Annotated in this window: 13 protein-coding genes; 10 read left to right on the top strand and 3 right to left on the bottom strand. The window is 53.3% G+C overall.

Translation table 11 applies throughout. The annotated features are described in order from the left end of the window. Nucleotides 1-151 precede the first annotated feature (151 nt). Entirely contained in the window at nucleotides 152-1,585 is a 1,434-nt protein-coding gene (gene ptsG, locus ACI2I2_RS17645; protein ID WP_404659065.1) for a PTS glucose transporter subunit IIBC, read from the top strand. Between the two features lie 162 nt (nucleotides 1,586-1,747). On the opposite strand, the gene fhuE is transcribed toward ptsG, so the two are convergent. Beyond that, nucleotides 1,748-3,931 (bottom strand): ferric-rhodotorulic acid/ferric-coprogen receptor FhuE, encoded by a 2,184-nt coding sequence (gene fhuE / locus ACI2I2_RS17650; RefSeq protein ID WP_404659066.1) that lies wholly within the window; start codon nucleotides 3,929-3,931, stop codon nucleotides 1,748-1,750. A gap of 299 nt (nucleotides 3,932-4,230) precedes the next feature. Here fhuE and hinT point away from each other — a divergent pair, with 299 nt between their 5' ends. The 8 genes from hinT to ACI2I2_RS17690 all read left to right on the top strand — a co-directional run bounded on the left by hinT (nucleotide 4,231) and on the right by ACI2I2_RS17690 (nucleotide 10,318). Beyond that, nucleotides 4,231-4,587 carry a purine nucleoside phosphoramidase gene (gene hinT, locus ACI2I2_RS17655; protein ID WP_330982025.1) on the top strand — a complete coding sequence of 119 codons (357 nt, stop codon included), beginning with the start codon at nucleotides 4,231-4,233 and terminating at the stop codon, nucleotides 4,585-4,587. A gap of 4 nt (nucleotides 4,588-4,591) precedes the next feature. After that, entirely contained in the window at nucleotides 4,592-4,966 is a 375-nt protein-coding gene (locus ACI2I2_RS17660) for a YcfL family protein (RefSeq protein WP_404659067.1), read from the top strand. 13 nt (nucleotides 4,967-4,979) lie between these two features. Continuing rightward, nucleotides 4,980-5,621, top strand: coding sequence for a penicillin-binding protein activator LpoB (gene lpoB / locus ACI2I2_RS17665; RefSeq protein WP_404659068.1), 642 nt, complete (start codon nucleotides 4,980-4,982; stop codon nucleotides 5,619-5,621). Then, nucleotides 5,602-6,435, top strand: a complete 834-nt coding sequence (gene thiK, locus ACI2I2_RS17670; RefSeq protein WP_404659069.1) for a thiamine kinase — start codon at nucleotides 5,602-5,604, stop codon at nucleotides 6,433-6,435. The genes lpoB and thiK overlap by 20 nt, the downstream gene beginning before the upstream one ends. A 2-nt stretch (nucleotides 6,436-6,437) precedes the next feature. Beyond that, nucleotides 6,438-7,463, top strand: a complete 1,026-nt coding sequence (nagZ, locus tag ACI2I2_RS17675) for a beta-N-acetylhexosaminidase (protein WP_404659070.1) — start codon at nucleotides 6,438-6,440, stop codon at nucleotides 7,461-7,463. Between the two features lie 39 nt (nucleotides 7,464-7,502). Continuing rightward, a complete protein-coding gene (gene ycfP / locus ACI2I2_RS17680; protein WP_404659071.1) occupies nucleotides 7,503-8,045 on the top strand; it encodes an alpha/beta hydrolase YcfP in 543 nt (180 codons plus the stop codon). Nucleotides 8,046-8,282: 237 nt separating this feature from the next. After that, nucleotides 8,283-9,587 carry an NAD(P)/FAD-dependent oxidoreductase gene (locus tag ACI2I2_RS17685; RefSeq protein ID WP_404659072.1) on the top strand — a complete coding sequence of 435 codons (1,305 nt, stop codon included), beginning with the start codon at nucleotides 8,283-8,285 and terminating at the stop codon, nucleotides 9,585-9,587. 191 nt (nucleotides 9,588-9,778) lie between these two features. After that, the gene (locus ACI2I2_RS17690; protein WP_330982018.1) at nucleotides 9,779-10,318 is read left to right on the top strand and encodes a glycine zipper 2TM domain-containing protein; all 540 of its coding nucleotides are present in this window, start codon (nucleotides 9,779-9,781) and stop codon (nucleotides 10,316-10,318) included. A 157-nt stretch (nucleotides 10,319-10,475) separates the two neighbouring features. Here the strand turns inward: ACI2I2_RS17690 and ACI2I2_RS17695 are convergent, their stop codons facing one another. Then, entirely contained in the window at nucleotides 10,476-11,111 is a 636-nt protein-coding gene (locus ACI2I2_RS17695) for a TetR/AcrR family transcriptional regulator (RefSeq protein WP_404659073.1), read from the bottom strand. Between the two features lie 245 nt (nucleotides 11,112-11,356). Here ACI2I2_RS17695 and bhsA point away from each other — a divergent pair, with 245 nt between their 5' ends. Then, nucleotides 11,357-11,614, top strand: coding sequence for a multiple stress resistance protein BhsA (gene bhsA, locus ACI2I2_RS17700; protein ID WP_330982016.1), 258 nt, complete (start codon nucleotides 11,357-11,359; stop codon nucleotides 11,612-11,614). A 93-nt stretch (nucleotides 11,615-11,707) separates the two neighbouring features. Here the strand turns inward: bhsA and ACI2I2_RS17705 are convergent, their stop codons facing one another. After that, on the bottom strand, nucleotides 11,708-12,673 hold the full coding sequence (locus tag ACI2I2_RS17705; protein WP_404659074.1) for a L,D-transpeptidase family protein: 966 nt from the start codon (nucleotides 12,671-12,673) through the stop codon (nucleotides 11,708-11,710). Between the last annotated feature and the right edge of the window lie 124 nt (nucleotides 12,674-12,797).

Genomic DNA, 12,797 nt, shown 5'->3' on the forward strand with positions numbered 1-12,797 from the left:
TGATGGCCGTCAAACAAAAATAAACTGAATTATTTTACTCTGCGTAATAAATAAAAGGACACTTAGATGTCCTGTCTACGGCGAGGTTCTCCCCCCTCGCCAATGCGTGAAAGCGTAAAAAAAGCACAAATACTCAGGAGCACTCTCAATTATGTTTAAGAATGCATTTGCTAACCTGCAGAAGGTCGGTAAATCGCTGATGCTGCCAGTCTCCGTACTGCCTATCGCAGGTATCCTGCTGGGCGTCGGTTCTGCTAACTTCAGCTGGCTGCCAGCCGTCGTTTCCCACGTTATGGCGGAAGCGGGCGGTTCTGTCTTTGCTAACATGCCGCTGATCTTTGCTATCGGTGTTGCACTTGGCTTTACCAATAACGACGGTGTTTCTGCACTGGCGGCGGTAGTAGCCTACGGCATCATGGTGAAAACCATGGCAGTCGTTGCACCTCTGGTTCTGCATTTACCTGCTGAAGAAATCACGGCTAAGCATCTGGCGGATACGGGCGTTCTCGGCGGGATCATCGCCGGTGCTATCGCAGCCTACATGTTCAACCGTTTCTACCGCATCAAGCTGCCAGAATACCTGGGCTTCTTTGCGGGCAAGCGTTTTGTGCCGATCATTTCCGGTCTCGCCGCTATCTTCACTGGCGTGATCCTCTCCTTCATTTGGCCGCCAATCGGTAGCGCCATTCAGGAATTCTCTCAGTGGGCAGCGTACCAGAACCCGGTTGTGGCGTTCGGTATCTACGGCTTCATTGAGCGTTGCCTGGTACCATTCGGTCTGCACCACATCTGGAACGTTCCATTCCAGATGCAGATTGGTGAATACACCAACGCCGCAGGCCAGGTGTTCCACGGCGATATCCCACGTTACATGGCAGGTGACCCAACAGCAGGTAAACTGTCTGGCGGCTTCCTGTTCAAAATGTACGGTCTGCCAGCGGCTGCGATCGCTATCTGGCACTCTGCGAAACCAGAGAACCGTGCAAAAGTGGGCGGTATCATGATCTCCGCAGCGTTGACCTCGTTCCTGACCGGTATTACCGAGCCAATCGAGTTCTCGTTCATGTTCGTGGCGCCGATCCTGTACGTTATCCACGCGATTCTGGCAGGTCTGGCCTTCCCGATCTGTATCCTGCTGGGTATGCGTGACGGTACGTCCTTCTCCCACGGTCTGATCGACTTCATCGTTCTGTCTGGCAACAGCAGCAAACTGTGGCTGTTCCCGATTGTGGGTCTGTGCTACGCCGCGGTGTACTACACCGTGTTCCGTGTGCTGATTAAAGCACTGGATCTGAAGACGCCAGGTCGTGAAGACGCGACCGAAGACAGCAAAGCTGGCGCAACCAGCGAAATGGCTCCGGCCCTGATTGCTGCCTTCGGCGGTAAAGAAAACATCACCAACCTTGATGCCTGTATCACACGTCTGCGTGTGAGCGTGGCAGATGTGGCGAAAGTTGATCAGCCTGGTCTGAAAAAACTGGGTGCCGCAGGTGTGGTTGTTGCAGGTTCTGGCGTTCAGGCAATTTTCGGGACTAAATCCGATAACCTGAAAACCGAAATGGATGAGTACATCCGCAACAACTAAGCCATAAAGGTAGGGGAGACTAAGGCAGCCATCAGGCTGCCTTTTTTATGCGAGGTAAACTGCAAAACCTTCTCTTCAGAGAAGGTTTTTAGTGTTTGCACCCTCTCCACGTGGGAGAGGGACGGGGTGAGGGCACCAGACCGCTCGGAGTTGGTGTAAAACTCAGAAATCGTAGCTTGCTGAAACTGAGAAGTTCAGCGGTGCACCGTAGACGAGATAGGAACCGACGTAGTCGTAATACTCTTTGTCGAACAGGTTATTGACGTTGGCCTGCAGGGCAAAGTTCTTCGTCACCTGATAGCGGCTAAACAGGTTAACCAGGCCATAGCTGCCCTGGTCAATATAGTCGCGCCCGTTTGGTCCACCGTCGACATCACTCCAGATTTTGCTCTGCCAGTTAACGCCACCACCTACGGCCAGTTCTGGCATCATCGGCAGTTGATAACGGGTGAACAGCTTCAGGGTGGTACGCGGCTGATCTGAACTGACCGCATTGCCACTTTTATCTTCTGCGACATAACGTGTGGCACCAAAGGTGAGCTGCCAGTTATCGGTTAATGCGCCATTCAGCTCGAATTCAACACCTTTACTGACCACGCCATCCAGCGATTCGTAAATCGACTCGCCGCTTGGCAAATAGGTATACGTGTTGTTGGCGACATTGTCTTGCTCGATACGGAATACTGCCAGAGAGGTGGTCAGGCGGGTATTAAACCAGTCGGCTTTCACGCCTGCTTCGTAACTCTTGCCGGTCGTCGGGTCGAGATAACGTCCGTTGGCATCGCGTTTATCCTGCGGCTGGAAGATGTTGGTGTAGCTGGCATATGCCGACCAGTCTTCATTGATGTCATAGACCAGCCCGGCATAAGGTGTCACATCGTCCTTGGTGCTTTCCAGACGCGTATCAGGCGCGCCTGCTGGATTGTATTTAATGTTGTAGTTGGTGTAGCGAGCGCCGACAATCAGGTGCAGCGGATCGGCCAGTGAGAAGCGAACTGAAGAGTAAGCGGATGACTGGCGGATATCATCCTTGCTGTACAGCTTCCATGCGGTCCACTGCGGGTCGGCGATGTTGCTGTTCCAGTTGTTGAAGCTGCCGATATCCACCATGCCGTACAGCGAGTCAGGCAGGGAATTATCGTAATGGTTGCGCTGACGGCTCAGGCTGCCGCCGACCATCATTTCATGCTGACGACCGAACAATTCGAAATCACCCCGCAGGAAGGCATCGACCGCATCCTGTTTACGTTCGCCACGGTTCCAGCCGCCATAGCCAACCATCCCGCTGCCCGTTTCTTTGTCCGGATAGCCGTACATGTACATCATTTTGGTGTCGAAGTTGGTGTCGGTATGCATTCCATTGATGTGCGCTTCCCAGCCGTTATCGAAACGCTGGGTGAAATTGGCGAACACTTTGGTGCTGTCTTTGTCCGAATAGGCCCAGTCCGGCGCGACGGTATCGCTGCGGTTGTAATGGGTTTTGCTGCCATCGCTGTACCACGTTGGCAAGCCGCCCCAGGTGGGATCCGCGGTGTTACTTTCCTGATATTCGTAGCCCAGCGAGAGCGTGGTGCTGTCGGTCAAATCCGCATCAACAACACCGTAGAGGAATTTCTTGCGGTAGTGATAGTTGTCCATCCAGGAATCGTTGTCCTGATAACCTGCGATCATACGGCCGCGCACGTTGCCGGATTCCACCAGTGGAGCCTGCAAATCAAGCACGTAGCGCTGCTTATCCCAACTGCCATAGCTTGCGGAAACATTTCCCTGGAACTCGCGGCTGTCCGCGTGCTTGCGAACCATATTGACGTATGCCGCCGGGTTGCCGGTGCCGCTCATCAATCCTGTTGCGCCGCGTACGACTTCAATACGGTCATAAATGGCGGTGTCGGTGGCGGTGTCCCCAAAGTTCCACACTTCGCTGATGGAAGTTGGCAGGTCGTCATAGGCATAGTTGCTGACGAAGAAACCGCGGGAATAGAACACTGTGCGATCACTATCCTGTACCTGAGCGGTCACGCCGGTGGTGTTGGTCAGCACCTGGCCAATGGTTTGCAGGTTCTGATCCTTCATACGCTGCTGGCTGATGACGCTGACAGATTGCGGGATGTCACGCGGGACCAGCAGCAGTTTCGTTCCTGTGGTGGTGGTTTTAACGCTGTAATCCTGGTCCTGAGCGTTGCTGGTCGTATTATCCGCCGTACCGTCGACGACCACGGTTTCTTCATTATTGGTGGCAGCCAGGGCGGAAGAGGGCAGCAGCGCTAAAGCAATGCAGGCGGCGAGCAGCGACGGAGCAGCCGGGAGTCTGCGCTCCCTTGCGCTGGAGTCAAAAGTGAAAGACATACGAAACCCTTGTGTTGTTAGTGTTATAGACGCGGTGTTATTGCATGAAAATGCAAATGCGAAATATACGCATTCATATTATCGATGTAAATAAAGGTAAGAATCGATTTGAAACTTTGTTTTGATTGTGGGATGCGCGGGAATCGTCCGGAACTGATTATCTAACAGCCGCCGAATCCGATTCTGTCTAAGAAAAAGTGGGATCAGGTTGAAAGAACAGGAGTAAGTCGCTCATACTCTTACGTTGTTATCTGAAGATCTGGTTACCGCACGGTAATAAGCAAAAAGGAAAAAATGGCATGGCAGAAGAAACGATTTTCAGCAAAATTATCCGCCGCGAAATCCCGGCCGATATTGTTTACCAGGATGAACTGGTTACCGCGTTTCGTGATATCTCGCCGCAGGCTCCCACCCACATTCTGATTATCCCCAATAGCCTTATCCCGACGGTGAACGATGTCACCGCTGAGCATGAGCAGGCGCTCGGCCGGATGCTGACTGTAGCGGCGAAGATTGCTGAAGCGGAAGGCATTGCTGAGGATGGCTATCGTTTAATCATGAACTGCAACCGTCACGGCGGGCAGGAAGTCTACCATATTCATATGCACCTGCTGGGCGGTCGTCCACTGGGTCCAATGCTTGCGCACAAAGGATAATGGCATGAACTGTGGCCGAATGGGTGTCCTGCTGGCGGCCGTGCTTTTGGCCGGATGCGGTTCTCATCCTGAAATCCCTGTGGGCGATCAACAAACGTTGGTCATGGAAGCTAACGTTCTGGCGGCAGGGATCAGCGCCGAAAATCCTGAGCTGACGTCATCTGAAATTCAGGCGACAGCCTCATCAAAACTCTATAACGAGCGCTCGACGCCGGTCACGGTTCACTATCGTTTCTATTGGTATGACGCCAGAGGGCTGGAAATGCATCCGCTGGAAGCGCCGCGTACGGTGACCATCCCGGGGCAGTCTTCTGTGACGCTGTACGGCAGCGCCAACAGTCTGGGTGCACATAAAGTCCGGCTTTATCTTTATCTTTAAGGGGTAAACAGTAATGAGTAAATTAAGTCGCTATGCGTTTATCGCGGCTGTCGCTGTCTTTCTTGCCGGGTGTGTGGGCCATCGCGAACAGCCTGCACCGGTTGAAGAGGCAAAACCTACGCCTGAACAACCGCAGACGCCACCGCCGACGACAGTGCCTACCGTGCCAACCATCCCAACCCAGCCAGGGCCGATTGAGAATGGCGCTCAGCAGCCGCAACAGCCTGCACCACGTGTTCGTCATTATGACTGGAACGGCGCAGCGCAGCCGCTGGTCAGCAAAATGGTTCAGTCTGAGGGGATTACTGCAGGCAGCATCCTGCTGGTCGATAACGTGAATAATCGCACTAACGGCTCCATTAACACCACCGAAGCGACCGCAGCCCTGAGTAATGCCCTGAAGGGGAACAGCAAATTTACGCTGGTTTCTTCACAACAGCTCGCCGTAGCGAAACAGCAACTGGGCCTTTCACCGCAGGACAGCCTGGGATCGCGTAACAAAGCGATGGGCCTGGCCCGCACCGTCGGCGCACAGTACGTGCTGTATTCCAACGCCACCGGCAATGCAAACGCGCCAACGCTTTCCTCACAATTGATGCTGGTCCAGACTGGCGAGATCATCTGGTCAGGTAAAGGTGCGGTTACACAGCAATAAGCTTACGCGAGACGAACTGCTGTCGCGCCACTTTCCCGATTTCACTCCCGTCGAAGATGCTGCTGTTAAAGGGCTGAGCGGCGGGAGCTGTCTTATCGAATATCAGGGGCAGCGTCTGGTGCTACGTCAGCATCACGACTCTTCAGCGCCTGATTTTCATTTTCGCCGTCAATACCATGCGTTAAAAGCCCTTCCCGCGACACTGGCTCCGAGGCCACTTGGATTCTACGCGGGCTGGATGGCGGTGGAATATCTCCAGGGTGAGACCTGCGCCACACTCCCGGATAGCCAGCCGATGGCGGCGCTGTTGTATCATTTGCATCAGCAAAAAGGCTTTGGCTGGCGAGTGACGTTGCTGCCGCTGTTGCAGCATTACTGGCAGAACAGCAGCCCGCTAAGGCGTACACCGCAGTGGCTTCGGGTGTTGCAAAGACTGAGAAAGCAGGGTGAACCGCAGCCGTTGCGGCTGGCACCCTTGCATATGGATGTTCATGCGGGCAACCTGGTCATGACTAAAAAAGGGCTGCGATTAATCGACTGGGAGTATGCGGGTGACGGCGATGTCGCGCTCGAATTGGCCGCCGTATGGACAGCCGATGAAACCAGCCGGGCAGCACTGATTGCGGAGTATGCGCGGGTAGCAAAAATGGATGCGACAGCACTTGGCCTTCAGGTGCAGCGCTGGCAACCGTGGCTAAACATGCTGATGACGACCTGGTATGAATATCGCTGGCAGCAGACCGGCGAGCAACACTTTATCGCGTTGGCAGACGAAGGCTGGCGTGATCTGATGAATAAAAGAGAAGAGAGGTAAACGTGGGCCCAGTGATGTTGGATGTTGAAGGATTCGAGCTGGATGCTGAGGAACGAGAAATTCTGGCGCATCCTCTGGTTGGCGGGTTGATTCTGTTTACCCGCAACTATCATGATCCGGCCCAGCTTCGTGAGCTGGTACGCCAGATTCGCAGCGCATCTAAAAATCACCTTGTGGTGGCTGTGGATCAGGAAGGCGGGCGCGTACAGCGTTTCCGTGAAGGTTTTACGCGTCTGCCAGCGGCTCAGTCTTTTGCTGAATTACTCGGGATGGAAGAGGGTGGACGCATGGCACAGGAAGCCGGTTGGTTGATGGCATCAGAGATGATCGCCATGGACATCGATATCAGCTTCGCACCCGTGCTGGATGTCGGGCATATCAGCGCCGCTATCGGTGAGCGTTCTTACCATGCCGATCCGCATAAAGCGCTGGCGATGGCTCGCCACTTTATCGATGGCATGCACAACGCCGGAATGAAAACCACCGGCAAACACTTCCCGGGGCATGGCGCGGTGACCGCCGACTCGCACAAAGAAACTCCGCAAGACCCGCGCGATGAAGCTGAAATTCGTGAAAAAGATATGGCGGTGTTCCGCACGCTGATCACTGAAAATCGACTGGATGCCATCATGCCCGCCCACGTGATTTACAGTGAAGTCGACCCGCGCCCGGCAAGCGGTTCTCCACATTGGCTGAAAACCGTGCTTCGCGGCGAATTAGGCTTCGACGGCGTTATTTTCTCTGATGATTTATCGATGGAAGGCGCGGCAATCATGGGCAGCTACGCGGAACGTGGCCAGGCATCGCTGGATGCAGGTTGCGATATGATCCTCGTCTGCAATAATCGTAAAGGTGCCGCGAGCGTGCTGGATAACCTGTCGCCGATCAAAGCGGAGCGTGTTACGAAATTGTATCATAAAGGTTCATTTACCCGTCAGGAGCTGAGGGATTCAGCTCGCTGGAAGACGGTCAGCGCGCAGCTCAATGAACTGCATGAACGCTGGCAGGCACATAAAGCCACTTCTTAATCTTCCCCTCATCGGGATTAGCAGTGTTGCGAGGATGTAATGATAATTTATTTGCACGGTTTCGATTCAAACAGTCCGGGGAATCACGAGAAAGTCCTGCAATTGCAGTTTATCGACCCAGACGTTCGCCTGATTAGCTACAGCACGTTGCATCCAAAGCACGACATGCAGCACTTGCTGAAGGAAGTGGACAAAATGTTGCAGCTTAATGCCGACGACAGACCTCTGATTTGTGGGGTGGGGCTCGGTGGCTACTGGGCCGAACGCATCGGTTTTCTGTGTGATATCCGTCAGGTGATTTTCAATCCTAATCTGTTCCCGAATGAGAACATGGAAGGAAAGATTGACCGGCCTGAAGAGTACGCGGATATCGGGACCAAATGCGTAAGCAACTTCCGTGAGAAAAACCGCGATCGTTGCCTGGTGATCCTCTCCCGTCAGGATGAGGCTCTGAATAGCCAGCGTTCGGCTGAGTTTTTGCATCATTACTACGAGATAATTTGGGATGATGTGCAGACGCATAAGTTCAAGAATATCTCCCCGCACCTGCAGCGTATCAAAGCCTTTAAAACCCTCGGCTAATCCCACTTTTGCCCGGTGACATCCTGTTCACCGGGCACCTAAACTCTTGCTTATCCACTACACTTGCTCAACATTTCAGCGGCAAAACTTGATTCATATCAATTTTGGTATGACCAATGCACCTCCCATGGTATTCTTCGCTGAAGTTACGTTTTCAGGCGCAGTAACCTGTTGTTAATTAAAGGTTATTTTAATAACTTTTAATTAACAATTGGTTAATAATTTGAGGGGGTCACGTTGACTACACCATTGAAAAAGATTGTGATTGTGGGCGGTGGTGCTGGCGGGCTTGAGCTGGCGACTCAGTTGGGTCGGAAGCTTGGCCGTGGCAAAAAAGCGAAAATCACGCTGGTCGATCGTAATCACAGCCATCTGTGGAAACCGCTGCTGCATGAAGTGGCTACCGGTTCACTGGATGAAGGCGTAGATGCGCTGAGCTATCTGGCCCATGCGCGTAACCACCATTTCCAGTTCCAACTGGGCTCTGTGGTGGATATCAACCGTGAGACCAAAACCCTGACGCTGGCCGAATTGCGTGACGAAAAAGGCGAGCTGCTGGTGCCAGAGCGAAAGCTGCCGTACGACACGCTGGTGATGGCGCTGGGCAGTACTTCTAACGATTTCAACACGCCGGGCGTAAAAGAGAACTGCATTTTCCTCGATAACCCGCATCAGGCGCGTCGTTTCCATCAGGAAATGCTTAACCTGTTCCTCAAGCACTCCAGTAACCTGGGCGCGAACGGTAAGGTAAATATCGCCATTGTCGGCGGGGGTGCCACGGGCGTAGAGCTTTCCGCAGAGCTGCATAACGCCGTGAAACAGCTTCACAGCTACGGTTACAAAGGGCTGACCAACGAAGCGCTGAACGTCACGCTGGTGGAAGCAGGGGAACGTATTCTGCCTGCACTGCCGCCACGTATTTCCGGTGCAGCGCACAGCGAACTGACCAAAATGGGCGTACGCGTACTGACGCAGACCATGGTCACCAGCGCCGATGCAGGCGGTTTGCACACCAAAGAAGGTGAGTACATCAATGCCGATCTGATGGTGTGGGCTGCGGGCATCAAAGCGCCAGACTTCATGAAAGACATCGGCGGCCTGGAAACCAACCGCATCAATCAACTGGTGGTTGAGCCAACGCTGCAAACCACCCGTGATGCGGATATCTACGCGATTGGTGACTGCGCCTCTTGTGCTCGCCCGGAAGGGGGCTTCGTGCCACCGCGTGCTCAGGCCGCTCACCAGATGGCGACCTGCGCGCTGAACAACATCCTGGCGCAGATCAAAGGCAAGCCGCTGAAGGCGTACACCTACAAAGATCACGGCTCGCTGGTTTCTTTGTCGAACTACTCCACCGTCGGCAGCCTGATGGGCAACCTGATGCGTGGCTCAATGATGGTAGAAGGGCGCATCGCCCGCTTCGTGTACATTTCCCTGTACCGTATGCACCAGATTGCGCTGCACGGTTACTTCAAAACCGGGTTAATGATGCTGGTGGGTAGCATCAACCGCGTGATCCGTCCTCGCCTTAAACTGCACTGATTGCCTTATGCCCGGTGGCGCTATGCCACCGGCATCTTTTCTACCTCTTTAAAATCCAATTTCTATCCTTCAGAATGCTCTGAATCACTCGAATCCGCCGTTTCCCGGCGATTTTTTCAGGGGTTTTCTTATATCCAACGTCCCCTTCTGGTTGCAAAATTGTTACCAACAGCAACAAAGGAGGAACTCCCGTGAATAAATCAATGTTAGCGGGTATAGGGATTGGCGTAGCTGCTGCGCTGGGTGTGGCGGCGGTGGCCAGTCTGAACGTGCTTGATCGTGGCCCACAATATGCGCAGGTTATCTCTGCAACGCCCATTAAAGAGTCAGTGAAAACACCTCGTCAGGAATGTCGGAACGTTGCGGTGACGCATCGCCGTCCGGTTCAGGATGAAAACCGTATTGCCGGTTCAGTGCTCGGAGCTGTAGCGGGTGGCGTGATTGGCCATCAGTTTGGGGGTGGACGTGGTAAAGATGTTGCCACCATCGCCGGGGCGTTAGGCGGTGGTTATGCTGGTAACCAGATTCAGGGTTCAATGCAGGATAACGATACGTACACCACCACGCAGCAGCGCTGTAAAACCGTGTACGACAAGTCAGATAAGATGTTGGGTTACGATGTGACCTACAAAATTGGCGATCAGCAGGGGAAAATCCGTATGGATAAAGATCCTGGTACTCAGATCCCACTCGACAGCAATGGTCAGCTAGTTTTGACTAACAAAGCCTAAAAAAGCAGTTTATCTGTTAATTGGCCCCTCATTCGCTCAGGCTGAGGGGCCTTTTTTATGGCTCATTGCCCTGCGACGCTGCGCTTGCCAGGCCTGGTGCGTGTCGTAGGCCGGCGTAAGGCGAAGCCGCCACCCGGCATGGCAGCTGTTGCCGCAATCAGATTTTCAGCATCTGTGGCCACAGTCGCAGCGTAGTGTCCGTTATCTTCATCAGCGATTCGTAGCTTGCGCCTTCACGAGCGCTGATGGACATCCCTTGCAGAATGCAGCTCAGGAACAGGGCCAGTTCGCACACGGGCTTATCGGCAGGGATTTCACCGCGAGCCTGACGTTGAGTCAGAAACTCGCAGAGTGTTTTTTCCTGCATTGCGTGGCGAGATTTTATCGTTCGCGCAATGTCCTTCGAGGAGGCCGCAAGCGTCGCCGAGGTGTTAATCATAAAGCAGCCAGCCGGGGTGTCTTTGCTGGTAAAGCAAGTGGCCACAGCGCTGAAATAATCACGCAGCGCTTGTTCTACCGGCTTCTCTTCACAAAAAAGTTGAGCTTCGTGTTTTTCGGCAAAGCGTGAGATATAGCGATCCAGAACAGCCCGGAACAGGCCTTCTTTGTTGACGAATTCTGCGTACAGCGTCGGGGCTTTCGCACCTGTCGCTTCCACTAAATCCGCAAGTGATGTTGCTTCATAGCCGTGCTGCCAGAAGAGTGTCATGGCCTTATCGAGCGCCGCTTCCCTGTCGAACACTTTTGGTCGGCCACGGCTTTTTTTTACGCAACTTGCAACGTCAGTTGTCATGGTGCCGTTGTACCTCTATGGATGTGTTGAACGTTCATTATAAAAATAAACCCTCAGCATAACCAGCGCCGGATGAGACAAAATAAAATTCTCATATCGATATGAAAAATAAGAGATAAATTATTTATATAATAACCATTATAAAAAGGCGTTGACGTGTGACGCAGATCACATTATCATTTCCCTATCGATCGTTAAGTTAATAATAACGACCCGGCAAAATTCATCTGCAAAGGTAAAAAATCATGAAAAGCATCAAAACTTTCGCTGTTGCTGCCGTCCTGAGTTCACTGTCATTCGCAAGCTTCGCAGCGGTAGAAGTTCAGTCCACTCCGGTTGACCAACACAAAGTCGGCGTTATCTCTGCTGACGCAGGCACCAACCTGGGCTCTCTGGAAGACCAACTGGCACAGAAAGCCGACGCCATGGGCGCCAAATCATTCCGTATTACCTCAGTTACCGGTCCGAACTCCCTACACGGGACTGCGGTAATTTATAAATAAGGCCCTCCTTATTTAACCCTCGGCAATGCCACTGCCATAAAAAAGACCACGACATTTGTCGTGGTCTTTTTTTGTTCTCAGAAAGGGGAGGGTTTACAGCGTTTGCGCCGATGCTTCACCGTGAGTGGTGACATCCACCGGCATACCGGAGCGCACTTCCATCACATGTTCCATCACAGAAGCATTTGTCTGCGCTGAGTTTTTGAAAGCCTGCAGGGTGCTGTTGAGCGAAATGGGCAGCACCTGCGGGTCATCATCAAGATGTTTAGACAGCGGCTGATGCACTTCCACAAGGTGCACACCGTTTGGCTCAACCGACGCTTTGATTGGCGTATTGATGATGTTCACTTTGGTGCCAGGCGTCACTTGCCTGAACAGCGTTTCGATGTCGCCATCACGCAGACGGATACAGCCGGAGCTCACACGCATGCCAATACCGAAGTCAGCGTTGGTTCCATGCAGAAGATACACGCCGCCATAGGCCGACAGGCGAATAGCGTGATGACCCATCGGGTTATCTGGCCCGGCAGGCACTACGGCAGGTAAATCAATCCCGTTGGCCTTGTAACGGGCGCGGATGTTGGCCGTTGGCGTCCACGTAGGGTTGGCGCGCTTATCGGAAACCGTGGTCACCATGGTTGGCGTCAGTGTGTCGCCTCCCAACTGACCGATGCCAATTGGGTAAACCGTGACGCTGTTTTTGCCAGGCGGGTAATAATAGAGACGCAGCTCGGCAAGGTTGATCACCATACCTTCTCGCGGGGCATCGGGCAGCAGAGTTTGCAGTGGAATCGTCAGCACGCTGCCGGCGCGTGGAACATACGGGTCAACACCGGGGTTTGCCTGAAGTAAAGCCAAAAAACCGACATTGTATTTTTTCGCGATAGCTTCCAGAGAGCCGCCATCGTTAGCGACAACGTGAAAACGGTTTTCGCCGACCAGACGGCTGCCAGCAGGTGGAAGAGGCCAGGTATTGGCGCGGGCGGGTAAAGCCACAGCAACAGTTGCAGCGAGGGCCAACAGCGCCATCAGCCGCAGGAAACGCGATTGAATCATCATCACAGCACATCCATAACGGTGATTGAGCAGGGGAAACCCTCATTATGGCGTCAGGCCGTGTCTGGATGTTTCAGTGAATTGCAAAGAGTGTGTAAAGAAGCGGGGAAGAAGTCCCGGCGACAGC

The sequence above is a fragment of the Scandinavium sp. NPDC088450 genome, from assembly GCF_044900545.1.
Taxonomy (GTDB): domain Bacteria; phylum Pseudomonadota; class Gammaproteobacteria; order Enterobacterales; family Enterobacteriaceae; genus Scandinavium.

Excerpts from the sequence above, each read along its gene's own strand:
- ptsG (WP_404659065.1), top strand. The coding sequence starts at position 152 with ATGTTTAAGAATGCATTTGCTAACCTGCAGAAGGTCGGTAAATCGCTG.
- bhsA (WP_330982016.1), top strand. The coding sequence starts at position 11,357 with ATGAAAAGCATCAAAACTTTCGCTGTTGCTGCCGTCCTGAGTTCACTG.
- ACI2I2_RS17695 (WP_404659073.1), bottom strand. The coding sequence starts at position 11,111 with ATGACAACTGACGTTGCAAGTTGCGTAAAAAAAAGCCGTGGCCGACCA.
- lpoB (WP_404659068.1), top strand. The coding sequence starts at position 4,980 with ATGAGTAAATTAAGTCGCTATGCGTTTATCGCGGCTGTCGCTGTCTTT.
- hinT (WP_330982025.1), top strand. The coding sequence starts at position 4,231 with ATGGCAGAAGAAACGATTTTCAGCAAAATTATCCGCCGCGAAATCCCG.
- fhuE (WP_404659066.1), bottom strand. The coding sequence starts at position 3,931 with ATGTCTTTCACTTTTGACTCCAGCGCAAGGGAGCGCAGACTCCCGGCT.
- ACI2I2_RS17660 (WP_404659067.1), top strand. The coding sequence starts at position 4,592 with ATGAACTGTGGCCGAATGGGTGTCCTGCTGGCGGCCGTGCTTTTGGCC.
- ycfP (WP_404659071.1), top strand. The coding sequence starts at position 7,503 with ATGATAATTTATTTGCACGGTTTCGATTCAAACAGTCCGGGGAATCAC.
- ACI2I2_RS17705 (WP_404659074.1), bottom strand. The coding sequence starts at position 12,673 with ATGATGATTCAATCGCGTTTCCTGCGGCTGATGGCGCTGTTGGCCCTC.